This window comes from Phocaeicola massiliensis B84634 = Timone 84634 = DSM 17679 = JCM 13223 (assembly GCF_000382445.1).
In the GTDB taxonomy this organism is placed as follows: domain Bacteria; phylum Bacteroidota; class Bacteroidia; order Bacteroidales; family Bacteroidaceae; genus Phocaeicola; species Phocaeicola massiliensis.
Map to the genome: position 1 here is coordinate 2,182,060 of NZ_KB905472.1, position 24,750 is coordinate 2,206,809.

Below are 24,750 nucleotides of genomic sequence, written 5' to 3' on the forward strand. Positions count from 1 at the left end.
AAATAGATTTATATTATCGCAAAGATATGAACATAATTCAATATCGGTTTATAATTAGACAATTAAATATTCAAATTTAAAGAAAAAGCCTCAAATCTATTTGTGATTCAGTAAATTATTGTATCTTTGCGCCCGAAATTAGATAATCAATATAATGTCTAACGTAATTAACTGAGAATTTTAACAATTTTATTAATGGAAAATTTAAAAAACATCGCTCCTGTTGAAGACTTCAACTGGGAAGCTTATGAAAACGGTGAAGCCGTTACAGGCATGAGCCACGAAGCTCTTGAACAAGCTTATGACAGTACACTGAACAAAGTAAATGACCGCGAGGTTGTGGACGGTACTGTTATCGCAATGAACAAACGCGAAGTAGTTGTTAATATCGGCTACAAATCAGACGGTATCATTCCTTTGAGTGAGTTCCGTTACAATCCTGAACTGAAAGTAGGTGATACTGTAGAAGTATACATTGAAAATCAGGAAGACAAAAAAGGACAGTTGATCCTGTCACACAAGAAAGCACGTGCAACTCGCTCTTGGGATCGTGTGAACGCTGCTCTTGAAAACGAAGAAATCATTAAAGGCTTTATCAAGTGCCGCACTAAGGGTGGTATGATTGTTGACGTATTCGGTATCGAAGCATTCTTGCCGGGTTCTCAAATTGATGTTAAGCCTATCCGCGACTACGATGTATTTGTAGGCAAAACAATGGAATTCAAAGTGGTTAAAATCAACCAGGAATTCAAAAACGTTGTTGTTTCTCACAAAGCTCTTATCGAAGCTGAACTTGAACAGCAGAAGAAAGAAATCATCGGTAAACTTGAAAAAGGACAAGTACTCGAAGGTACTGTTAAAAATATCACTTCTTACGGTGTATTCATCGACCTTGGCGGCGTAGACGGTTTGATTCACATCACTGACTTGTCTTGGGGCCGTGTAAGCGATCCGAAGGAAGTTGTAGAACTCGACCAGAAGTTGAACGTTGTTATCCTTGACTTCGATGACGAAAAGAAACGTATCGCTCTTGGTTTGAAACAACTGACTCCGCACCCATGGGATGCTTTGGATGCTAACCTGCAGGTAGGTGACAAGGTGAAAGGTAAAGTAGTCGTTATGGCTGACTACGGTGCATTCATCGAAATCGCTCCGGGCGTAGAAGGTTTGATTCACGTATCTGAAATGTCTTGGTCACAGCACTTGCGTTCTGCTCAAGACTTCATGAAGGTAGGTGACGAAGTAGAAGCTGTTATCCTGACTCTTGACCGTGACGAACGTAAGATGTCTTTGGGTATCAAACAGTTGAAACAAGATCCATGGGAAACTATCGAAGAAAAGTATCCTGTAGGTTCTAAGCACACAGCAAAAGTTCGTAACTTCACTAACTTCGGTGTATTCGTAGAAATCGAAGAAGGTGTAGACGGATTGATCCACATCTCTGACTTGTCTTGGACTAAGAAAGTGAAACATCCTTCTGAATTCACTCAGATCGGTGCAGACATCGAAGTTCAGGTATTGGAAATCGACAAAGAAAACCGTCGTTTGAGCCTTGGTCACAAACAACTCGAAGAAAATCCTTGGGATGTATTCGAAACAGTATTCACTGTAGGTTCTGTACACGAAGGTACTATCATCGAAATGTTGGACAAGGGTGCTGTAGTAGCTCTTCCTTACGGTGTAGAAGGTTTTGCAACTCCGAAACACTTAGTAAAAGAAGACGGTTCTCAGGCTCAGTTGGACGAAAAACTGTCATTCAAAGTAATTGAATTCAATAAGGATGCTAAGAGAATTATCCTTTCTCACAGCCGTATTTTCGAAGATGCTGCAAAAGCAGAAGAAAGAGCTGAAAAGAAAGCAGCTTCTAACGCAAAGAAAGCTACTAAGAGAGAAGAAACTCCTGCTATCCAGAACCAGGCTGCTTCTACAACTTTGGGCGATATCGATGCTTTGGCTGCTTTGAAAGAACAGTTGGAAAACAAAAAGAAGTAATCAGATTACTTTAAAATAACACAGAAAAGGATGTACCTCAATCGGTGCATCCTTTTTTTTATGCCATTATTCCTTAAAAAGTAAACTCTTTTATGGAATATCCGATAAAAAACCGTATCTTTATGAAGTAATAAAATTTCGAGCTAGCATTTCACAACGACTTCTCTCCGTCTTCTTATTACCTATTTATTAATTCAATGCAGTATTCATATATAATACCGCGTATATACTAATTTAAAAAGAATCAAATGGCGAAACCAATTTCATTTACCAAAAGAGATTTAGAAAAGAAAAAACAAGAAAAACGTTTAGCAAAACAACAAAAGAAAGAAGAAAGGAAGAATAGCGGCACATCATCTTTCGAAGATATGATAGCATACGTAGACGAAAACGGTGTAATAACCGACACTCCTCCTACTACAAATGAAAAGCCTCAGGAAATAGATATCAGCACTATCGAAGTTTCCACTCCACGTAAAACAGATGAACCTGTGATAACCGAATATGAAGGAAGAGTAGAATTCTTCAATACTTCCAAAGGATATGGCTTCATCAAAAACCTGAAAAATGCAGAGAAGTACTTTTTCCATGTAAGCGGTCTGCAAGACGAGGTAACAGACGGAAATTTAGTGACTTTCAAACTGGAACGCGGACCACGAGGAATGAATGCCGTAGAAATCAAACACAAGAAATAACCCCGACAGCTGTATATGTTTTTACAACCTTTTTATATTTTTCATCCAAAAAGATAGTATCTTTGCAGTGATGGAAAAATTTGAAGTACATATATTAGGCTGTGGTTCGGCATTACCAACAACAAGACACTTTGCTTCTTCGCAAGTCGTGAATATCCGTGAAAAGTTATTTATGATAGATTGCGGAGAAGGAGCACAGTTACAATTACGTCGCTCTAAATTGAAGTTTACGCGTCTCAACCATATATTTATATCTCATCTGCACGGTGACCATTGCTTCGGACTGATGGGACTTATCTCTACGTTCGGACTGGTGGGGCGCACGGCTACACTGCATATACATTGCCATGCCGACCTCGAACGGATACTCACGCCTCAACTGGAATATTTCTGCAAAGGAATGGCATACAACGTGGAATTCCATCTGATTAACCCCACAAAAGCCGAAGTCGTTTATGAAGACCGTTCCGTAACAGTCAGCAGTATCCCGCTGCGTCATCGCATTCCTACCTGCGGATTCCTTTTTGCGGAAAAACCGACACCCAACCATATCATCAGGGATATGATTGATTTTTATAAAGTTCCCGTATTCGAACTTAACCGTATCAAAAACGGAGAAGATTATGTGTTGCCGGACGGTACTGTTATCCCTAACAACCGTCTGACTACTCCGCCTGCTCCGCCCCGCAGCTATGCCTATTGTTCGGATACTATTTTCCATCGCCCTATCATAGAGCAAATAAAAGGGGTGAATTTACTTTTTCACGAAGCAACCTTTGCACAATGTGATGCCCAACGCGCCAAAGAGACATTTCACACTACTGCCATGCAAGCCGGTGAAATAGCTCGCGACGCAGATGTAAAACAGTTACTCATCGGACATTTTTCCGCCCGTTATGAAGATGAAAACATTCTATTGCAGGAAGCAAGGAGTGTATTTCCCAATACACTTCTTGCTAAAGAGAACCTGAAGGTTACACTATAAAGAAAACACAAAACCGGTTCATGGATACCTATAATGAAAAAGAAATAATAGCATTATTGCAAGATCCCAAACGACAAAGGGAAGCATTCGAATGCATCGTGAAACAGTATAGCGAGCAGCTATACTGGCAGATTCGCCGCATGGTGCTTTCGCACGATGATGCCAATGACCTGTTACAGAATACATTTATCAAAGCCTGGATAAATATTGACTACTTCCGTGCCGAAGCTAAAATGTCTACGTGGCTCTATCGCATCGCCTTAAATGAATGCCTTACCTTCCTGAACAAACAACGTGCAAATAACCAGTTATCCATCGATGAAGCCGATGCCGAAATGGTGAATAAACTGGAAGGAGACAGTTATTTCAGTGGAGACGAAACCCAAAGACTATTCCAAAAAGCATTACATACACTACCCGACAAACAACGAATAGTCTTCAACCTGAAATACTTTCAGGAAATGAAGTATGAAGAAATTTCCGAGATATTGGGTACAAGTGTAGGAGCTCTGAAAGCTTCCTATCACCATGCAGTGAAAAAAATAGAGAGTTTTTTAAAAGAATGCTTTTAAACCTTTTCAAATTAAAAGCATCTAAAAGACAGAAAGGAGAGTGAATTATGAAAGAAGAAGATGAATTGCTGAGGAAGTGCGGGACCAAGAATCCGTTTACAGTACCCGAAGGTTATTTCGAAAACTTCTCTAAAGAACTAATGGAAAAACTGCCGGAAAAGGAAATCTCCCTTTCCGAACCTGTCATCACTACATGGCAACGTGTGAAACCATGGATATATATGACAGCCATGTTCTGCGGACTCATGTTGAGCGTCAGAGTTTTTGTCGGACGACCTAAACAAGATACACCTATATTTACAGCAGCGGAAGCGGCCGAGTTTTCTGACGAATATATAGAAACTATCATGGAGCATTCTATGATGGATGACTACACACTTTATCAATATCTGACAGAGGCCGATACTGAAACATACAATTAAAACTTTAGTCGAAATGATACAAAAACTGACTACTCTACTATTTATTTTATGCCTCACCCTATCTGTGCAGGCACAAAAGAAACCGGGATTTTCTAAAGAAGAATTTAGAGCCAAACAAGAGGCATACCTCACTCAAAAGGCAGAACTGACAGCAGAAGAAGCCGGTAAGTTCTTCCCTATTTATTTTGAATTGCAAGATCGTAAAAAAGCTATCAATGACAAAGCCTGGCAAAAAGCACGTAAAGGAAAAAACCCCAATACCACCGATGCTGAATACGAAGAAATTGTGGATGAAATCGCTCATGCCCGTTTGGAGTCTGACAAACTGGACATCGAATATTTAAATCGTTTCAAAAAGATTCTCTCTCCCAAGAAACTATTCAAACTGCAACGAGCGGAGATCAAGTTTCATCGTGACTTGCTGAAGATTATGCATCAGCCCAATAAACCTGACGCTCATAAAAAATAAAAAGGCAACAATATAAAGAATAGAAAAATGTGTCAAAAGTGAGTTCCGAAAAAACCGACTTTACTTTTGACACATTTATTTTTTATTTCTTAGTCAGGTATTTCTTGCTCAACCATTTTCTTACCGGTTCGTCATACAGTTTAAGACAAGCGTAAGCCAGCAACACATTCCATGCACATACACACACAGCTACCTCCCAAGTTTCACCCAATGTGAAATATTCATTCTTGATGAGCCAAGCATAAAACAGATACATAAACGGATAATGGATGATATAAAGTGGGAAAGAAATATCACCAAGGAACTTGCAGATACGGGTGGATGTTTTATCTGTAGTGCTGCCCGATGCTCCCAACCATACCAACGCCGGAAAAACGAAGATAATGCAGAACATCTCGAACACACCGTTCATAAGTATCGGCTCCGAACCTTCCACGAAAGGAATATGAAACAAAATCAGCAACACAATCGAACATATCCAGAAAGCTCCTCTAATTTTCACCGGTTTAAAACAACGCGACAACAACATACCCATAGAAAAAGGAAACAACATACGCAGCAATCCGCCCACGAAATTGACTCCATCCAATGTCCAGCCTACACCGATACTTCCATAACCGGCGGCATCAGAACAAGCAAACATTGTCAATGCGATACCCAATATCACGACCATTACCGTCAATGCCTTGGTAGAAAACTTATGAATAAACAATGCGTAGAAGATATTCCCGATATACTCGAAAAACAAAGACCATGCCGGACCGTTAAGCGGGAACATCTCGCCATTTCCACGCACCTCATATCCTGCACCGGGCACAGCAGGAATAAAAAACATGGCACACAAAAGAGCCACCATTACTAAAGAAGTGGCTACATGACTTCCGTCCCACTGCACACTGCCCTGAATGAAAAAAGTAATTGCCCCCAACACTGCTCCCAATACTACCATAGGATGCAGACGCACCAGACGGCGCTTGAAGAAATTCTTCACCGTGAGTGTCTTTCCCCAACGGTCATCATACGCATAGCCAATGACAAACCCCGATAGAATAAAGAAAAAATCCACAGCCAGATAACCGTGATTGATTGTCTCTATAGAGGTTCCTCCGGCAAAAGCATAACCTTCGAACACATGATACCATACTACTAATAAAGCCGCAACGCCTCGCAACCCATCCAATAAGTCATAATGAGGCTTCGAATCTGCAAATGACGCAGAAGAAGAGATTTTTTGCATAATAAAACCAAATGTTAAATAAGTATTTTCTAATTAAAGGTTGTTTTTCATGTTGCAAAGCTATGCTTTTTTAGGATTAAAAAAATTGTTCTGAGACAAATTAGCCTATATATCGTATCAATCAGTGATATTTTCCATATATTCCTGATGAATAATGATGGAATTCTGCACATGGACGAAAAGACACCGCACATACACGCCACTATCGTACCGATAGTGACTGGAGAGCGCAGGAAAGCCCAAAAAGAAGAACAGAACGAGAAAAAGAAATACCGCAAGAAGAACACACAGGACGTGCGGCTGTGTGCTGACGATGTCATGGCAAGGCACAAACTGAAACACTATCAGGACACCTACGCACAAGCCATGGGCAAATATGGCTTACAAAGAGGAATAGACGGTTCACTGGCAAAACACATCTCCACCATGCAATACTACAAGGAGCTGATAGAGCAACAAGACAGTCTGCAGGAGAACATAGAAACCCTGCTGGGACTGGAAGAGGAATCGCAAAAGAGGTTGAAGCAAGTCTAGGGAGAAATCAACACGCAGAAGATGAAGAATGCGGCGGTAAACGCCACCACAGCCATAGCAGACGGGGTGAGTTCTCTTTTGGGCGGCAGCAAGGTCAAGAGGTTGGAAGCGGAGAACGAAAATTTGAGACAGGACATAGCCAATCTGCAAAAGCAGGTGCAAGCCGAACAGAGGGAGCAGACAAAAATGGAGAACCGCCACAACAGCGAGATAAACAAGATAGACTGGAACTACCAGCAAAAATCAGGGAATACGACAACAGACTGGAACAGATAGACACTTATTTCCCTATCGTGAAGGAACTGCTGCCCATAGCCGAACAATGCCGGGAAGTTGGGTTCACCGAAGAACTGACAAGGCGGATTGTCAGCCTGCAACCCGTGGAGTTCAAAGGAGGGCTCTACTCAAAGGAGCACAAGGAGAAGTTCAGGACAGAGCACTCAACGGCAACCTTGGAGAGGAACCCGCAGGAGAAGGGAAAATTCCGGCTATGCATTGACGGTATGCCCATACACGAATGGTTCAAAATGAAGTTTCAGGAATTCAAAGAAAAGTTAGGTGTAAGCCACACCCAAAAAAGAGGAAAACACACCCAAAAGGGGATTGAGAATATAATTCTTTGGTAGAAAATAAAAGTACAATTCTGATTGTTAATGAGTTGCACTTTTATTATTTTTGTAAATACATTGTTTTACTAAAAATTCAATGTTATGAAAACGAAAATATTGGTAGGAGTTCTATTTTGCTCTTTTATGGGATGTGCGAATAAAGCACCAAAATCAAATGTTACAAGCAAATCAGACCCTACAGATGAAGCTGTCTATTTTGTAGAAGATACTGTTGTTGACCAATCTGCAGGCTTGCAAGTCATTGAAGCCTTAAGCAGGGTCTATGGAAATGATCCGAATTCTATAGGAGGTTTCATCGGTAGTCCGCGTTGCCCTTCTTTCTTGGAAGGTATGTTCTTTGACGGTTCCACGTTGGTTTTTCAGGTAAGAGGTGACACAGCGCATGCAAGGCGAATTTTGGAATCTACTGCCAGTAGCAAAGCTTTTCGACTGGAACAAGTCTCTGAAGGAAATTATTCGCAACAACAACTCAAAAGTATCTTAGACGAATTAAGACGGAAATATGATAGTCTGACAGATACAAACCTAAAAACCAATATGTGTGGTTGGGGTATGGGACTACGGTATATTACGGTCAGGTTCATTCTCAATACCCCCGAAGCCCGGCAAGCTTTCCGGGAAAAGCTCCTGAATTCTCCCGCCATTCGTTTTGAAGGACCGGAACAGCCGATAATCGATGAACGCATTGGTACAACCGATACGCTCGGCATTTCATTGCATCCTGAATATTCCGTTTACTCCACTGAGGCATCCACAGCTTCTTTTGTTTTGCTAAATCAAGGAAACAAGAACATAATGTGTGGCGAGCATTATTTCATTACTTATGAAGACGAGAATGGCACTTGGCGTGAGCTACCCATCAATGATGCTGCCATAGATATAGGTTATATGGTGTCCCCCGGTAGACATAAATTATTTACGGCAAATCTTTATCCTAAAGTCCACCCCAACAAACCGGGGCGTTACCGCTTCTTTTACGAAGTAATGCTAAATGCCGGTACAGCATCACGCCGTGACATCCTGATGATGAGCGAATTTCGTTTGACTGATAATAAACAAGAAGTGGAACGGGCAATCAAAATGAAAATTTCTAAGGAGCCGGAAGGGTATGGTATCCGGTATATTCCCGTGCAAGAAGAATCGATAAAAGAGAATACGGTTTATGAGGTAGTAGAGGAAATGCCAGAATTTCCCGGAGGAGGTTTACCTAAATTAATGGAATTCATACAACAGAATGTTAGATACCCTCAATCGGCACTGCAGAGCAGATTAGAGGGCAGAGTTATTGTACAAGTTGTCATAGATAAAGACGGCAGCGTTATACAACCCAAAATTCTGCGTAGCATTAATCCGGTTCTAAGCATTGATAATGCTTTTTGTGAAGAAGCATTACGCATAGTTTCAATAATGCCTAAATGGAAACCGGGAAGCCAACATGAAATTCCCGTAAAAGTGAAATTTACATTTCCAGTAAGATTTACTTTGCCAACTGATTAAATGTTTAATAAATGTAACCCAATAAAGACGTATCGTATGAAAATGAATATTTTGTTATGTATATTAACATTTTGCACATTTGTTGTTGGCTGTACAAATAAGCCTAAACAAAAAGAGGCTCCACAAGCTCCTATAAACAATACAGTCGGAATAAATGATACACTGGGGCTTTCTTTACATCCTGAATTCCCAGTCTATTCCACAAAACAGAAACAAGTCACTTTCGTATTGCACAACAATAGTGGTACTGATATTGGTTTTGGGGGATATTACAGCTATACTTATGAGGATGAAAAAGGAATATGGAGAGATGTTCCTATGCAACTTGTTGTATTTGATGAAGAGATTATATTTTGGCAAGGCAATAAATATTATTATAATGCAGAATTGTTCAGGCATACTCCCGGTCGTTATCGTTTTTTTCTTACAGTAAGAAGATATAGCAAAGAATACACTTTAATGGCTGAATTTCAATTACAAAATAATGTGGTTGAACTATTCAAAAGACATCCCTATAGTCAATTGAATGACACTTTATTGCTCCCGGAGGAAGAAGCCGTTTACCCACCAATCTATAATGTAATCGACCAAATGCCCGAATTTCCCGGTGGCATGGATAAATTATTACAATTCATCAATGATAATATGAAATATCCAACCAAAGCACAAACGGAAGGAATACAAGGAAGGGTTGTAGTTCAGTTTATTGTAGATGAAAACGGTTACATAATAGAACCTAACATAGTGAGAAGTATTGAGCCTTCTTTAGACAAAGAGGCACTACGTATCATAAAAATGCTTCCTCAATGGAAGCCCGGCATACTGAAAGGGAAAGCCGTAAAGGTGAAATATACAGTTCCAGTTACTTTTAAACTTAATAAAAATAAAAGAAGAAATACCCCAAACTTCACAATCAACCACACAGATATTGCATCCGGTACCCCGTAACATTCCAACTGGAACCTAAATATCTTATTTATAGATAGATTCTATAGAGATACGAAAGAAGTGGCTCAGCGGAAATATCTGGTTGGTAAGTTTTAAAATTAGTATCTTTGCTTACCTTTGTTTTATGAAACCCGAACGACTCCTTCGTGCCATCCTTCCGGATGTGCTTATCGTCCAGACCGAACGCAGAAAGAAGAAGTCGGAAAAACTGGTGAAGAAGAACTACCGCAAGAAGCCGAGCGGTGCAGCACGGCTGTCAGCCAATGACATCATGACCCAGCATAAGCTGAAAGCCTATCAGGACGGGTATGCACTGGCTATGGCAAAATACGGATTGAAACGTGGCATTGTCGGCTCGGAAGCCCGGCATACCACCACCGCCCAATACTACCGTGACCTGCTGAACCAGACAGAGGATATACAGGAAAATATCGGTCTGCTGCTTGCCGAAAAGGAACGGGCGGAAAGCGAGCTGGCTAAAATCAAAAGTGAAGCCAGAACCGAGCAACTGAAAAACAAGGCTACGGATGCCATGACAGCCATTGCCAGCGGGGTCGGTTCTCTTTTCGGCAGCGGTAAGCTGAAGGAGCTGGAACAAGCCAACGGAAAACTACAGGGTAAGATAGACAAACGTGACAATCAAATCCGTCTGCTGAACGAGCACATGAGGATGCAGGAAGAGCGTCATAGCACAGAGAAACACTGCCAGCAGGAGATACACCGACAGGAGCTGAACATGAAGATGAAGAAGGCAGTCATTTCAAATAAAGGATGCGGTCTGCAAGATTGAGGACGATTTGACTGAGGAACACAAGTTGGTGCTGACCATAAACCGACAGCCCATAGTACAATGGTTTAAGGAACAATGGGAAAAGTTACAGCAGAATCTGCGTAACTCGGTGCAGAGAGAACAAAAAAACAGAGGATTCAAATTATAAATTCGTTCAACATAAAGCAAAATCTCGATTAAATGACTAATTTTACATTTGTGTAGAATCATCTACCCAAGAATAGAAATCAAAGAAACGGTATGTTCATCTGGTTGCTTAGGATGAAGCATAATTGGCTCACGTTTCTCATCATCCATTTAGCCACTCAAATGGGGCCAATAGAGTATATGATACGAATATGAATAAATTGTTCATGCCTTTTATGGCGATTATCTGCCTGCTCCTGACGGCTTGCGACAAGGATGAAGTTTCGCCAGCCAATTCCATGAAGTGGTCGTATGAAATCCTTACGCCCGCAAACGTCAAATTTTTAAAATCCACTGCAGAGGTTTCCCCTGCCTATTTTTTTGAGACGAATGGCAAGGGAGGTGATATGGTAATGACTTGCGAGAATTTTGACGTACTTAACCCCATATCAGCTGATTCTTACGCATACGATTGTGGATGGGCCACCCTCAAGGTAGAAGGCAATCAGGTGAAAATTCATTTTCCTCCATCGACTTCTGACGAGGTTGCACACGAAGAGATTCAGATTTCAGCCAATGATGGGGAAAGAAAAGCTTATACGCTTATCTGTTTATCCAGAGCTATTAACAATGATGGACCAACAGACCCCCAACCGGAGGAGTTGCCCGAAGAAGTGAAGTTCAAAATGATTATGGCAGAATATACTCCCTTTATGAGAATTGAAAGTCCGTTGCCGGCACCTCTCGATTTGATTACCTTCCGAATCACGGATATAAACGGTGAATATTCACCCATAGACATCCCTGAGTTCACACACTATTATGATTCTATTGTGTGGAGCGCAGATGATTTTCCTCACACATTCAAAGTGGCTGAAAACAAAGTTTCTGCAGAAAGCGCTGAAACACATATCACTACACAATGGAGTTCGCACTTCTTCAAGAGCGGTACGGTAAAGAGCCATCTGAAAGGCTACCGCAATGGAAAAGTGGAATATGAAACTTCGCATCGCATCACGCTTTATGACCGCGATTTTTTGGGACTTGAATGGGGCGCAATTAATCTACAGAAGCCTACGAATCTGACGGCCTATTGTCTGTTGGATCGAAATTATGAGTACAAGTTGTATGACATTGTTGCCAAGGGCTATAATCCTTATTCTCGATTTGTCCCAGTAAACCATAAATTGCTGCCGGATGCAGACTTTCTGCCGACAACTAAAAAGGCAGTCATGATACTGATGGAAAACAGTCTTGGTACTGGAGAAAATGCCAACGGCAAAGAAAGTCTATTCAAATGTCTGCCTGAAAAAGGTGTAGTGGCTGAAAAGTATTGGGAAAACGAAACCACCCGCATGCTGATGTTGCATCGGCTTCCTGATGAGGAGGGATTGGCAGAAGAAAGCTATTATTTGCATATCGAACCTAAATAAGTATTTATGAATAGAGTAATTATCACATTCCTATTTTTTATCGGAATAGCCGTATCATCTTGCACAACCTCTAAAAGCGTTGTGTCGCAAAATGCAGATTTGTCTAAATATGAATATGCCTCAATCATCAACAATGACACCTATCACATTCCTGCCCAACTGATGGAATACGAAATACAGTTGTTTGATGCAGTAGAAGGCTCTCGTCTTACGTTGGTCAGTGATATGCGTATAAATGAGCTGACTGCAACACAACAGTCAAAACTGCTTATGGTAAAATATGGGGTAGATATTTTAGAAGAAGAATCCATTGTAACTGTGAATTTCATAGATTTCCTCACGGGTCGCCCGATAGCTTCATGTCGTGGTGCATACAGTACATTAGGATTGAGCGTATCTGCAGACATTAGAGGTGCTATAAAACGTGTTGCCAAACAAATTGAAGCCACATTTCCTAAGTAATGCAATGCCACTTAAATAACTAAAGGTTGCCTATCTAATGCATTCGCATGTACATAGGCAACCTTTGATGTATCTTTTTATTTTAAGAAAAAATAGTATCTTGTTTAATAAACCCCAGCAAAAAATCATTTCTTAAATAACACAAAAACACCCAACTTTACATTATTGGGTGTAAAACTGGGTGTTTGTTTTGCAATTTGCTGATTTTCAGCGTTTATTGCGGAGAGACAGGGATTCGAACCCCGGGTACCTCGCAGTACAACGGTTTTCAAGACCGCCGCAATCGACCACTCTGCCACCTCTCCAAAACTCCTTTAAGAAGTACTTTCTTCCTGAAAGCGGTGCAAAGGTACGCTTTTATTTTAAAACTGCAAATAGTTAGGTACTTTTTTTGCCAGAAAAATTTCAAATCGTATTTTTGCATTCAAATAACTAACGTAAGCAAGAAGGAACTTAAACATGATATATCCTCAGAACTTTGAGCAAAAAATAGGATTCGATTCTATCCGCCATTTATTAAAAGGAAAATGCCTCAGCACCTTAGGAGAAGAACGCGTGGACGAAATGGCTTTTTCTGAAAAATATGAAGAGATAAACGAACGACTGGAACAGGTAATGGAATTTATTCGCATTATTCAAGAAGAAGATGAATTTCCTGACCAATATTTCTTTGATGTACGTCCGTCTCTGAAACGTATCCGTATAGAGGGTATGTATCTGGATGAACAGGAATTATTCGATTTGCGCCGTTCATTGGAAACAATACGAGATATCGTACGTTTTTTGACCCGGACTACTGAGGATGAAGAGATGGAAGAAAGTACATCCCCCTATCCCGCTTTAAAAAGATTGGCAGGAGACATTATCGTGTTTCCACAACTTATCACACGCATCAATAATATTCTTGATAAATTCGGAAAGATAAAAGACAATGCCTCCAGTGAATTGTTGCGCATTCGCCGCGAACTGACATCTACCACAGGAAGCATCTCACGCAGCTTGAATGCCATTTTACGAAATGCCCAATCTGAAGGATATGTAGATAAAGACGTTACACCCACCATGCGTGACGGCCGATTGGTTATTCCTGTTGCTCCCGGTCTGAAAAGAAAAATAAAAGGTATTGTACATGATGAATCGTCTACCGGAAAAACCGTATTTATCGAACCGGCAGAAGTGGTGGAAGCCAATAACCGCATCCGCGAGCTGGAAGGTGAAGAACGCCGCGAGATTATCCGCATCCTGACAGATTTTTCAATTACAGTACGCCCTCAAGTTCCTGCCATTTTACAGTCATACGAGTTTTTAGCCGAAATCGACTTTATTCGTGCCAAGGCACAATTTGCCATACAGACCAACGCCATAAAACCTTCATTGGAAAACAAGCAGGTTTTAGATTGGAGAACAGCCATACATCCTTTGCTTCAACTCTCACTGGCAAAACATAACAAGAAAGTAGTACCGCTCGATATTGAACTGAACTATAAACAGCGAATTCTTATTATCTCCGGACCTAATGCTGGAGGCAAATCTGTCTGTCTGAAAACGGTGGGCTTGCTACAATATATGGTGCAATGCGGAATGCCGGTTCCCATGCATGAACGCAGTCACATCGGAATCTTCAGCAATATCTTTATAGACATAGGTGACGAGCAATCCATTGAAGACGATCTGAGTACTTACTCTTCTCATCTCACCAATATGAAGATAATGATGAAAAGCTGCAACGAACGAAGCCTTATCCTTATCGATGAATTCGGTGGCGGAACAGAGCCTCAGATTGGTGGTGCCATAGCCGAAGCTGTATTGAAGCGTTTCAACGAGAAAGGTACATTTGGCGTTATTACCACTCACTATCAAAACCTGAAACATTTTGCCGAAGATCATGAAGGAGTAGTGAATGGGGCCATGCTTTATGACCGACATCTGATGCAAGCACTCTTCCAACTGCAAATAGGAAATCCGGGAAGTTCATTTGCTGTAGAAATTGCACGTAAAATCGGATTACCCGAAGAGGTGATAGAGGAAGCATCAGAAATAGTAGGCAGTGAATATATTAATGCAGACAAATATTTGCAAGATATCGTACGCGACAAGCGCTACTGGGAAACTAAACGCCAGAACATTCGCAAACGCGAAAAACAAATGGAGGAAACTATCAGTAAATATGAGACAGAAATTCAAGAACTGGAAAAAAGCAGGAAAGAAATCTTGAGAAAAGCCAAAGAAGACGCCGAGCGCCTGCTTCAAGAGTCGAATGCACGTATAGAAAATACAATTCGTACTATCAAAGAGGCTCAGGCTGAAAAAGAAAAAACACGACTGGCACGACAAGAATTGTCTGACTTTAAAGAAACAATAGAAGATATCGAAAAAGCAGACAAAGAAGACAAAATAGCCCGTAAAATGGAGAAACTGCGTGAAAAACAGGAAAGAAAGAAAGACAAGAAAAACAAAGAATACTCTCAAGCTGCAACTACCACCCAGCCGAACATGCCCAAAGTACAACCGATAGAGGTAGGTACGTCAGTTAAACTGAAAGGACAATCGAGTATCGGTGAAGTATTGGAGATAAACGGCAAAAATGCAACAGTCATGTTTGGCATGATAAAAACAACAGTCAAAATTGACAGGTTGGAACGAAGCAATATCTCTCCATCCGCTGCACAAAAATCGACTGCCAAAAGCACTTTTGTAAGTAGTGAGACACAAGACCGCGTATATGAAAAGAAACTAAACTTTAAACAAGATATCGATGTACGAGGCATGCGCGGAGATGAAGCAATTCAGGCAGTTACTTATTTCATAGACGATGCTATCCTATTAGGAATGAGTCGTGTGCGCATATTACATGGAACAGGAACCGGTATTCTTCGTACCTTGATTCGTAACTATTTGTCAACAGTTTCGGGCATAGCCCACTATCAGGATGAACATGTCCAGTTTGGCGGTGCAGGTATTACAGTTGTCGATTTAGAGTAATATTTTACGGCCATCATTATACCGGTAAGAATATATTTCACAAACAATCGAAACAACTTCCATTAACCGTTTCGATTGTTTTTATCTTCTTCTTACCTTTTTTCTCCTTTAATTTTATATCTTTGTTTCCGAAAATATTAACCTTTATAAAACAAAATGAAATCAATCCGAGAACTCTATCGCATAGGTACCGGTCCTTCCAGTAGTCACACAATGGGACCGCGCAAGGCTGCTGAAATATTTCTGGAAAAACATCCTGAAGCAAAAGCCTTTCAAGTAACATTATATGGAAGTCTTGCAGCCACCGGCAAAGGTCACATGACCGATGTAGCCATCCTCGATACACTGCAACCGCATGCCCCCGTCGAATTAATATGGAAAGCACATATCTTCTTTCCCTTTCATCCCAATGGAATGACATTCAAATCATTGAATGAAAATGGAAAAGTCACAGACGAATGGACTGTGTTCAGTGTGGGAGGCGGTGCACTGGCAGAAGAAGGACATGACAAAGGTGCTACCCCCGACATATACAACATGAGCAGAATGAGTGAAATTCTGTATTGGTGCGAACGTACCGGTCGCAATTACTGGGAATATGTTCAGCAATGTGAAGACGAAGATATTTGGGACTATCTGGCTGAAGTATGGAAAACCATGAAAGAATCCATCGAACGCGGCTTGGACCAGGAAGGAGTATTACCCGGTCCGCTGAACTTACGCAGAAAGGCTTCTACCTATTATATTAAAGCTAAAGGCTACAAAGATAATTTGCGCTCACGCGGACTGGTTTTTTCTTATGCACTGGCTGTGAGCGAAGAAAACGCTTCGGGCGGAAAGATTGTAACCGCTCCCACTTGTGGTTCCTGCGGAGTGGTTCCGGCAGTACTTTATCACTTACAGAAAAGCCGTGACTTTAGCGATACCCGCATTCTGAGAGCACTTGCCACAGCAGGATTAATAGGAAATATCGTAAAGCACAACGCATCTATTTCAGGAGCCGAAGCAGGTTGTCAGGCAGAAGTAGGAGTTGCATGCTCCATGGCATCTGCTGCTGCCAGCCAATTGTTTGGCGGAAGTCCTGCACAAATAGAATATGCTGCCGAGATGGGATTGGAGCATCACCTTGGCATGACTTGTGACCCTGTATGCGGATTGGTACAGATTCCGTGTATCGAACGCAATGCTTATGCTGCCGCACGTGCATTGGATGCCAATATTTATTCGGCGTTTACCGATGGTAACCACCGTGTCTCATTCGATAAAGTGGTAGAAGTGATGAAACAAACAGGACACGACCTTCCTTCTCTTTACAAAGAAACCAGCGAAGGCGGTTTGGCAAAAGACTATCAACAGATGGAATAATACTAATAATGGGCGGATAAATTATCCGCCCATTATTAGTATTATTCCTGTTCTTCTCCCCACAAGTCTACATCACTTGGCGCTTTCCATACCGCCCACGCAATACATCCTCCTATCAGGATAAGAAACAATATTATATATAGCCATATCATAATCTCATTTTATTTATCTGTTATAATCGAAGCAAAGTTATATAAAATTTCCTAACCACATCAATAATCGCTTGGAATAAATGTGATTGATATACAATATACTCAGTTCTCCTTTTTAACTATTGTAATCCATGAATGACGGGCTACACAAAAAGTCAGTGCATAATGCTGTCTCACCAAACGTACTTTTTCGGCTTGTTCTCTTACGAAAATTCCCATTTTATTCATAGTTTCTTTATTATTAAAAGATAGAATTTACTATATCTAATTGGAATTACGCACACGTTAATATGGCATATTATACTTTACGAATAACAAGACAAAAATAATCAGTCACTTAACTTCAAAAATCCTCCAAACTGATCGAAGTCCACTTCCAGTCCATTCTCCAAAGTGAGCTCGTAGCCTTTACGGTCACGTTCTATCTTGATAATCTTATGACCGCCATAATTTTTCTGCATATATTTGACTATCGTATTAGGAATGAATATGGCAGGTACAGCCTTGTTCTTACAATCTATTTCAACCCACTCTCCCTTTGAGTTGAACTCCAGCTCAATACCGTCGGACATCTTTACATCATAAGAAGTGGAAAGAAATAAATCTTTCTCAATCTTGATATACTCCACTTTAGCTTGCGGAAAATGCTTGTTAATCATCTCACGGGCAGCAACGGGAAGTTTATTCACGTCACGGGTCACTTTGTCACCGGCCTGACTGAACTGCACAAAACATAACAGCAGGGCAAATAAGGCAAAAATCTTTTTCATAATCTTACTTATTTTTAGTTTGTAATGTAACTCACACAACAACCTAATGCATGAAAAGATTAAATGCCTTCTTTTTATTTTCTTATTTTAGAATTAATTAATGCCGTTACCTTGCAATGGCGGCAAATCTCCCATGTCTTCATCTCTCTCCATGGTCATTTTTCCATCGGGAGTAATAATGATAGAGAAAGGAATATATAAATCGGTCATTGGAATACTGACACTGGCAGCCAAAATGATATTCTTGGAATTTGAAGTTTTTTCATCATCAAATACCATTCCTTCGAGGATGGAATGTGTCAGATAACGGTCAGGAATAAGGGAAGCAAAATTTTGTTTGGTAAAAGTCTTTGAAAAAAGAGTTGTCCCATTCTCGCGGGCAATCTTGAGCACAATGCGATTGTCGGTAAAAATACCGGCATCACTCTTCACCTTTTTCAGAGAATCACTGGGCGAACGGTCAATAAACAGCCGATATTTCTTTCCATTGCAAACAATATCCTGATTGGTGCGCGAAACCTGCATGCGCTGCACACCTGTCACACGGTCTACGCTGTCTATTTGAAAAATATGTTGGTCTGAATCGCCCGAAGCATCTTTCTTGCTTCCACAACCGGTTGCCATGCATAGCACAACAACAAATATGAAATATAGCTGTTTCATTTAACTCTCACTTTTATGATGACAAAGTAACAAAAAGGAACGGACACAAACAAATAAACACCCATAAAAAGCGAAAACCGGGCAATGTCACATTGGCCGGCTTTCAGAGAAAACTAAAAACTAAACTAAATTATTATATTGATAAGACTTCGGAAAAAGGAAAAGGTTTAATGAAGAGAATAAAAAATCAAAAAAAATCCTTGCATTACAATGCTTTCCAGAAATCCATAAAGTCTTTATATTTTCCGTAACATACCAGCCGGTCTTCTTCTTCCAGCAGATAATCTTCTTCAAATTTATTTTCCACTGCGTGCTCCATAATAGAAATGCCCAAACTGTTGAATACCTGTTTTCCTTTTACCAGTGCGATAATCTTGATATTAAATTCTTTCTCCAATGACAAATCACTCACCTTATATCCCACAAAAGAACCGGGCAATTTAAACTTCATCACATAATGTTCTTCATCTATCTCAAAAGATTCCACATTAACATGCAAATCTAATAATTGCACCAAACTGCGCGCTGCTTCCTCTTCGGGCGTAAGAATACTATCAAGATTAAAAGCTTCCAGTACCGTTTTGTGCACCTCATCCACCGCACGCGCATAAATATGTTTCACTCCGTTTTTTTTCAATAATGCCACCACACGAATGGAAGCGCCAAAGTTCTCGCCAATGGCGACAATCACCACATCCACATCTTTCAGCGGTAATACCGAAAGTGACTGTTCGTCCGTGGCATCAATAATGAAAGAAGTGGCTATCTTATCTTTCAAAACATCCACCCGGCGCTCGTTTGTATCCACGCCTATCACTTCATGTCCCAATGCAGAAAGTTCTTCTGCCAATACGCTGCCGTAATTTCCTAAACCTATGATAATGTATTTCATGTCGTTAGTTGATTATAATGTTATCACTCGGATATCTATATTTGGTTATTTTCTTCTGTTTGATGATGCTCGACATCAAGGTGAGCACACCCACTCGCCCCACAAACATCAGAATAATGATTATCAATTTACTGTCACTTCCCAATGTGGGAGTCAGATCGAGGCTCGAACCAACCGTACTCAATGCCGATGTACATTCAAACACCAATGCCATGATAGAAGCTTGCGGTTCCAACAGACTCAGACTGAATATACCCGCAAAAACAACGAGCAGATAGAGAATGAGCGTAGCATTGGAACGACGGATAGAATCGTGAGACAACTCGCGATTGAATATCGTAACTTTGTCCGCCCCTATCAGGATGGCACGCAAATTGAGCATTACCACGGCAAAAACATTTACTTTCACACCACCTGCCGTAGACTGTGTGCCACCGCCAATCATCATTAGTATCACCATCAGCAACAAGGTCTGCATGCTGAATGTGGTCATCCCTACACTCGAAAAGCCCGCGGTGCGGGGGCATGTGGCATTGAAAAATGCCTGTACCCACTTATCCGTGGGCGACATGCCTGCAAAAGCATTGTTCCATTCGAGCACAACGATGACCACCGTCCCCACTATCAGCAAAATTGCAGTCATGATAAGCACGATACGAGTATTCAGATTATAAAGATGTATCTTGCGTCGCATGCGTTTGTTCCCTTTGATGTAATGGTGCCAAATGCGCTTCACTTCGTATGTAACTGTTTCATACAAGTTCACTAATATAGGAAAGCCGATGCCGCCAAGAATGATGAGAAACGAAATAGTTATATAAATCGTATTGTGCCCATGCATTACCATTTCATTGCCTAAATTACCCGGTAACGTAGAGAACCCCGCATTGCAAAAAGCGGAAATGGAATGAAAAGCAGAAAAAGCCAGTTCCTCTCTGACAGTCATATCCATCGTACCATGTATACCAAGAAAAATAATACCCATCCCGGCAGCTTCTATCGCCAACGTAAAACCTAATATATATAATAAGGTGGAGAGCAGGGAGCTGAGGGATTGCGAACTAACCATGTCGCGCACCACCAACTGATTGTAAAGCGATGTATTCCCCATAAAAAACATGGCAAAAAAGCTAGTCAGTGTCATCACTCCCAATCCACCTATCTGAATAAGCATGATGATGATAAACAACCCTTCGGGAGTAAAAGTGGAAGAGACGTCTACCGAAACCAATCCCGTGACACAAGTGGCACTTGTGGCTGTGAACAATGCATCAATAAAGGATATACCGTGATAAGTAGCACGCGGAAGCATCAGTAGAGCCGCTCCTATGAGTATAAATATCAGGAAACTGGACGCAAAAATAAGTGAAGGATTGGTGCGCCTGCCCAACAATCTGACAATTCCATTGGAGAGCTGCAACAAAGAGAGCAGAGTGAGCAATATCACATGGTAAAGCCTGCTGTTGAAAAAAGCCCAAAAAGTATGAATACCACCCTGTATCTCCGGTTCATGAAACACCACCGGGATAAGAGTGAGGTAAAGCATAACACTCAACAGCCACGCCAGCCCCCGATATTTACGCCGAGTGTCGGAGTAATTCAACAACAAATGTAAAGTGGTATCTACCAGAAAAACAACCCATACAATATGATACAAGCGATTGATTACTCCTATCTCCTGAAACGAAATAAGAAAACCGTGTTCATATACCAATGTCATGATAAGAAGAGCAGACATCACATAAGTAATGATATCCATCCATTTCAATAATTGTTCGATATATGGCCTTACCAGTTTCTTACGATAAATGAAAAGTTTATGTAAACGCTCCATGTCGATTTATTTTGTATCTACAAATAATTCACTCCCGTTTTAATCTCGAAAGCAAACTTAATCAAAAATTCAATATCTCTTTTAACTATAACAACAAATAACTTCTTGTTTTTCTTTTGGCTACAAATAAAAAAAAGAAGCCGTTTTATTAGTAGGCAATTCTTTTTTTACGTAATTTTGACCCCAAAACTATTAATTTGAAATGCTATGAGTACAAAACAGAAACGTTTTATCTTGCCGGAGGACGAAATTCCTAAATACTGGTACAACATACAGGCTGACATGAAGACTAAGCCCATGCCACCTCTGAATCCCAAAACCAAAGAAGCCCTGAAACCCGAAGACCTCTTTCCTATCTTTGCCAAAGAACTTTGCCGACAGGAACTGAACCAAACCGATGCATGGATTGAAATTCCCGAAGCTGTACGCGAAATGTATAAATATTATCGCAGTACACCCTTGGTACGTGCTTACGGATTGGAACAGGCATTGGGTACTCCCGCACATATCTATTTCAAGAATGAAAGTGTGAGTCCCATCGGTTCGCACAAACTGAACTCGGCACTTGCACAAGCCTATTATTGCAAGGAAGAGGGTATCACCAATGTCACCACCGAAACCGGTGCAGGCCAATGGGGAGCCGCCCTCTCTTATGCCGCCAAAGTATTCGGATTGGAAGCTGCTGTCTATCAGGTAAAAATCAGCTATAATCAAAAGCCATACCGCCGCAGCATCATGCAAACATTCGGTGCCACGGTCACCGCTTCACCTTCTATGTCTACCCGCGCCGGTAAAGATATCATTACCCGCAACCCCAACTATCAGGGTTCACTGGGCACAGCCATTTCCGAAGCCATCGAGCTGGCCATGACCACTCCCAACTGTAAATATACACTCGGCTCCGTGCTGAGCCACGTGACGCTGCATCAAACCGTCATCGGTCTGGAAGCTGAAAAGCAAATGGAAATGGCAGGCGAATATCCCGATATGATTATCGGATGTTTTGGCGGCGGTTCCAATTTTGGCGGTATCTGTTTCCCATTCATGCGCCACACCATCCTCGAAGGAAAGAAAACCCGATACATTGCTGCAGAACCGGCTTCATGCCCGAAGCTGACCCGCGGTAAATTCCAATATGATTATGGTGATGAAGCCGGATATACTCCTTTGTTGCCGATGTTTACACTGGGTCATAACTTTGCTCCGGCCAACATTCATGCCGGTGGTCTTCGTTATCACGGTGCAGGTGTCATTGTATCGCAGTTATTAAAAGATAACTTAATGGAAGCCGTAGATATCCAGCAATTGGAGTCCTTCCGAGCAGGCTGTTTATTCGCACAAGCCGAAGGTATTATTCCGGCACCGGAGTCTTGCCACGCGATTGCCGCCGCAGTGCGCGAAGCCGAAAAATGCAAAGAAACAGGCGAGGAAAAAGTCATTCTGTTCAATCTTTCAGGTCACGGTCTGATTGATATGGCTTCATACGACCAATATCTGGCAGGTAATCTGATGAATTACGAATTGAAAGACGAAGATATCCAAAAGAATCTGGACGAGATAAAGAATATGTAATTATTATCGTTTTACCTGTTTTCGGGCGATCCCATGTGTCCGCTCGAAAACAGGTAAAGCCCTAGAAATTATATTGTGCACTCAGGTTGATTCGGTTCGCTTCGCGGCTCAGGTCATTGAAATCCTCACGCCATCCATGCAAATACTCCACCCCCACTTGAAAATTGTGAGTCACATTCCAAAATACGTTTGCCACCAGATATTGTCCTTTTTTATACTGGGTCTCGTTGAAGTGAGCATAGCAATCCTTGGTAAACAAACGTGACTGGCTATAAGAGGTGGAAGCAAAAACACGCTTCGAGAAGTTATATTGCAACCCCGCAAACCATCCACGCATGGGAAGCACCTGCATTCGTCCGGCCTCATCAGCCACCGGCACAATGTCCACGTTCAAGTTACTCATGTCATTCAGATATTGGGCAATGCCCTTACCGTATGTAAACTGTCCGTATGCACGGAAATTACCCAGCCCGGCCGTTGCCGATGCCTGAATGCCCCATCCGGTAATGGATTTCGCCTTGTTGCTGACCTCGTCTTCGTAAGTCATGCTACGCAAAATTCCGCCCACACGCACATGGCTGCCCTTTGTCCAAGAATATTGCACATAAGCAGGAATATCCGGCATGCGCTGTTTATTGATTCTTACATCCTTGGCAGGCGTACCGTCTACGGAAGGCATTTCCACACCCACGCCCACTTTCAGCCCCTTCATCAGATTGGCCTCGTAACGCAACTGGGTGGCACGATAGAAAGTCATGCCATCCGGTCCCTGGAAGTCGATGGTCGGAGGACAAGCCGCAAGGTCCATGAACAGCCCCGTGTCATAGCCCATCGTGAAGCCGAGGAAAGAAAGATAAGCGTTCTGAAGCTCGAAGGTCTTGCCACTGCCCCGGAAGTTACCCGCCGTATAGACAATGAAATTGCCCAAATGCTTGGTGCGCCCCACCAATTTAAGGAAGATGGTAGACGTGCCGGCGTCCATCTGGAACTGATTGCGCACTTGGGTACTCCCCGGTTGCGGAATTAGAGCAGGAATAAAATCGATATCATCCACCGTTCCGTCAAAATCATACTCCATGGTAGTCTTCAAATAACCGCCAATACCGAGAGCAAATTTACCCTGCCGGTCAGTGAGCAAGAAACGCGGAGCACGAGGGTCATGAAAATGCGGACGTTGTGTTTCGTTAAATACATCGATTAATTCTTGCTTTCCATTTTTATCCTTCGAGATAATAATTACCGGACCGGGCCCTTCAAGTTCAGGATAGTTGTCTTTTTGTTGCGCAGCAGCCGGTTCAGCCATCATTGCACCAATAGCAATACAAGTCATTGATTTTAAGATTGTTTTCATAAAAAATGAGTTTAGGTAAATAGTCAATTCAATGGAGTATGAACAAAAAGTTAGAAAAAAAGTTTGGGAAATATTTGGTAATTCAAAAAAAGTCACTACCTTTGCACTCGCAATCGAGAGAGAAATCATCGATGCCAAGGATGGCCCCTTCGTCTATCGGTTAGGACGCAAGATTTTCATTCTTGAAAGGGGGGTTCGATTCCCCCAGGGGCTACCAAATAAAACGAGCAATCAAAAAAAATGATTGCTCGTTTTAGTTTATCAGAGGGGGGGGATGAAGTTCATCCCTCTTATATTCCAATACTCCATCCGGCTCAGTTTGAAAACTTGGGGGAATTAGTTAAAAACACTATCTTTGTGGCATGAAACAGAACCTTC

The 24,750-nt window shown here is 41.5% G+C and carries 20 protein-coding genes, 2 tRNA genes and 1 pseudogene; 16 read left to right on the forward strand and 7 right to left on the reverse strand.

The annotated features are described in order from the left end of the window. The first annotated feature begins 195 nt into the window (after positions 1 to 195). From rpsA to HMPREF1534_RS09795, 6 genes are all read left to right on the forward strand, one after another. Positions 196 to 1,992: a 30S ribosomal protein S1 gene (rpsA, locus tag HMPREF1534_RS09820; protein WP_005940118.1), complete on the forward strand. Its 1,797-nt coding sequence runs from the start codon at positions 196 to 198 to the stop codon at positions 1,990 to 1,992. 248 nt (positions 1,993 to 2,240) lie between these two features. Then, a complete protein-coding gene (locus tag HMPREF1534_RS09815) occupies positions 2,241 to 2,687 on the forward strand; it encodes a cold-shock protein (protein ID WP_005940121.1) in 447 nt (148 codons plus the stop codon). A gap of 70 nt (positions 2,688 to 2,757) precedes the next feature. Beyond that, complete coding sequence (locus HMPREF1534_RS09810; protein ID WP_005940123.1) at positions 2,758 to 3,672, forward strand: ribonuclease Z; 915 nt, start codon at positions 2,758 to 2,760, stop codon at positions 3,670 to 3,672. Between the two features lie 20 nt (positions 3,673 to 3,692). Next, positions 3,693 to 4,244 carry an RNA polymerase sigma factor gene (locus tag HMPREF1534_RS09805; protein WP_005940127.1) on the forward strand — a complete coding sequence of 184 codons (552 nt, stop codon included), beginning with the start codon at positions 3,693 to 3,695 and terminating at the stop codon, positions 4,242 to 4,244. Between the two features lie 47 nt (positions 4,245 to 4,291). Further along, positions 4,292 to 4,666, forward strand: a complete 375-nt coding sequence (locus HMPREF1534_RS09800; protein ID WP_005940130.1) for a hypothetical protein — start codon at positions 4,292 to 4,294, stop codon at positions 4,664 to 4,666. A 13-nt stretch (positions 4,667 to 4,679) separates the two neighbouring features. Beyond that, on the forward strand, positions 4,680 to 5,135 hold the full coding sequence (locus tag HMPREF1534_RS09795) for a hypothetical protein (RefSeq protein WP_005940133.1): 456 nt from the start codon (positions 4,680 to 4,682) through the stop codon (positions 5,133 to 5,135). Positions 5,136 to 5,217: 82 nt separating this feature from the next. Here the strand turns inward: HMPREF1534_RS09795 and HMPREF1534_RS09790 are convergent, their stop codons facing one another. Further along, positions 5,218 to 6,372: an acyltransferase family protein gene (locus HMPREF1534_RS09790; protein ID WP_005940136.1), complete on the reverse strand. Its 1,155-nt coding sequence runs from the start codon at positions 6,370 to 6,372 to the stop codon at positions 5,218 to 5,220. Positions 6,373 to 6,534: 162 nt separating this feature from the next. Between HMPREF1534_RS09790 and HMPREF1534_RS21235 the strand changes: the two are divergent. The 6 genes and pseudogenes from HMPREF1534_RS21235 to HMPREF1534_RS09765 all read left to right on the forward strand — a co-directional run. Then, a pseudogene (locus tag HMPREF1534_RS21235) lies at positions 6,535 to 7,521 on the forward strand (plasmid recombination protein); the annotation flags it as partial. 95 nt (positions 7,522 to 7,616) lie between these two features. Beyond that, entirely contained in the window at positions 7,617 to 9,032 is a 1,416-nt protein-coding gene (locus HMPREF1534_RS09785; protein WP_005940144.1) for an energy transducer TonB, read from the forward strand. A 36-nt stretch (positions 9,033 to 9,068) separates the two neighbouring features. Further along, on the forward strand, positions 9,069 to 9,980 hold the full coding sequence (locus tag HMPREF1534_RS09780; protein WP_005940147.1) for an energy transducer TonB: 912 nt from the start codon (positions 9,069 to 9,071) through the stop codon (positions 9,978 to 9,980). Positions 9,981 to 10,104: 124 nt separating this feature from the next. Next, on the forward strand, positions 10,105 to 10,770 hold the full coding sequence (locus HMPREF1534_RS09775) for a hypothetical protein (protein ID WP_005940150.1): 666 nt from the start codon (positions 10,105 to 10,107) through the stop codon (positions 10,768 to 10,770). Positions 10,771 to 11,123: 353 nt separating this feature from the next. Next, positions 11,124 to 12,329 (forward strand): hypothetical protein, encoded by a 1,206-nt coding sequence (locus HMPREF1534_RS09770; RefSeq protein ID WP_005940154.1) that lies wholly within the window; start codon positions 11,124 to 11,126, stop codon positions 12,327 to 12,329. 6 nt (positions 12,330 to 12,335) lie between these two features. Further along, positions 12,336 to 12,791, forward strand: coding sequence for a hypothetical protein (locus HMPREF1534_RS09765; RefSeq protein WP_005940157.1), 456 nt, complete (start codon positions 12,336 to 12,338; stop codon positions 12,789 to 12,791). A 220-nt stretch (positions 12,792 to 13,011) separates the two neighbouring features. Here HMPREF1534_RS09765 and HMPREF1534_RS09760 read toward each other — a convergent pair. Continuing rightward, positions 13,012 to 13,096: transfer RNA gene (locus HMPREF1534_RS09760), tRNA-Ser, on the reverse strand. Positions 13,097 to 13,250: 154 nt separating this feature from the next. Here HMPREF1534_RS09760 and HMPREF1534_RS09755 point away from each other — a divergent pair. Further along, positions 13,251 to 15,773, forward strand: a complete 2,523-nt coding sequence (locus tag HMPREF1534_RS09755) for an endonuclease MutS2 (RefSeq protein WP_005940160.1) — start codon at positions 13,251 to 13,253, stop codon at positions 15,771 to 15,773. A gap of 156 nt (positions 15,774 to 15,929) precedes the next feature. After that, positions 15,930 to 17,138, forward strand: a complete 1,209-nt coding sequence (locus tag HMPREF1534_RS09750; RefSeq protein ID WP_005940163.1) for an L-serine ammonia-lyase — start codon at positions 15,930 to 15,932, stop codon at positions 17,136 to 17,138. A gap of 481 nt (positions 17,139 to 17,619) precedes the next feature. Here HMPREF1534_RS09750 and HMPREF1534_RS09745 read toward each other — a convergent pair whose 3' ends face one another. The 4 genes from HMPREF1534_RS09745 to HMPREF1534_RS09730 all read right to left on the reverse strand — a co-directional run bounded on the left by HMPREF1534_RS09745 (position 17,620) and on the right by HMPREF1534_RS09730 (position 21,449). Continuing rightward, entirely contained in the window at positions 17,620 to 18,060 is a 441-nt protein-coding gene (locus HMPREF1534_RS09745) for a PepSY-like domain-containing protein (protein ID WP_005940185.1), read from the reverse strand. Positions 18,061 to 18,153: 93 nt separating this feature from the next. Continuing rightward, positions 18,154 to 18,723, reverse strand: coding sequence for a DUF4738 domain-containing protein (locus tag HMPREF1534_RS09740; protein ID WP_005940188.1), 570 nt, complete (start codon positions 18,721 to 18,723; stop codon positions 18,154 to 18,156). Positions 18,724 to 18,928: 205 nt separating this feature from the next. Next, positions 18,929 to 19,615 carry a potassium channel family protein gene (locus tag HMPREF1534_RS09735; RefSeq protein ID WP_005940191.1) on the reverse strand — a complete coding sequence of 229 codons (687 nt, stop codon included), beginning with the start codon at positions 19,613 to 19,615 and terminating at the stop codon, positions 18,929 to 18,931. A 4-nt stretch (positions 19,616 to 19,619) separates the two neighbouring features. Continuing rightward, positions 19,620 to 21,449 (reverse strand): TrkH family potassium uptake protein, encoded by a 1,830-nt coding sequence (locus tag HMPREF1534_RS09730; RefSeq protein ID WP_005940193.1) that lies wholly within the window; start codon positions 21,447 to 21,449, stop codon positions 19,620 to 19,622. A gap of 207 nt (positions 21,450 to 21,656) precedes the next feature. On the opposite strand from HMPREF1534_RS09730, the gene HMPREF1534_RS09725 reads away from it, so the two are divergent. After that, complete coding sequence (locus HMPREF1534_RS09725) at positions 21,657 to 23,021, forward strand: TrpB-like pyridoxal phosphate-dependent enzyme (protein WP_005940197.1); 1,365 nt, start codon at positions 21,657 to 21,659, stop codon at positions 23,019 to 23,021. 61 nt (positions 23,022 to 23,082) lie between these two features. Here the strand turns inward: HMPREF1534_RS09725 and HMPREF1534_RS09720 are convergent, their stop codons facing one another. Continuing rightward, positions 23,083 to 24,372: a DcaP family trimeric outer membrane transporter gene (locus HMPREF1534_RS09720; protein WP_025066747.1), complete on the reverse strand. Its 1,290-nt coding sequence runs from the start codon at positions 24,370 to 24,372 to the stop codon at positions 23,083 to 23,085. A gap of 142 nt (positions 24,373 to 24,514) precedes the next feature. On the opposite strand from HMPREF1534_RS09720, the gene HMPREF1534_RS09715 reads away from it, so the two are divergent. Then, a tRNA-Glu gene (locus HMPREF1534_RS09715) sits at positions 24,515 to 24,589 on the forward strand. Positions 24,590 to 24,750 lie beyond the last annotated feature (161 nt).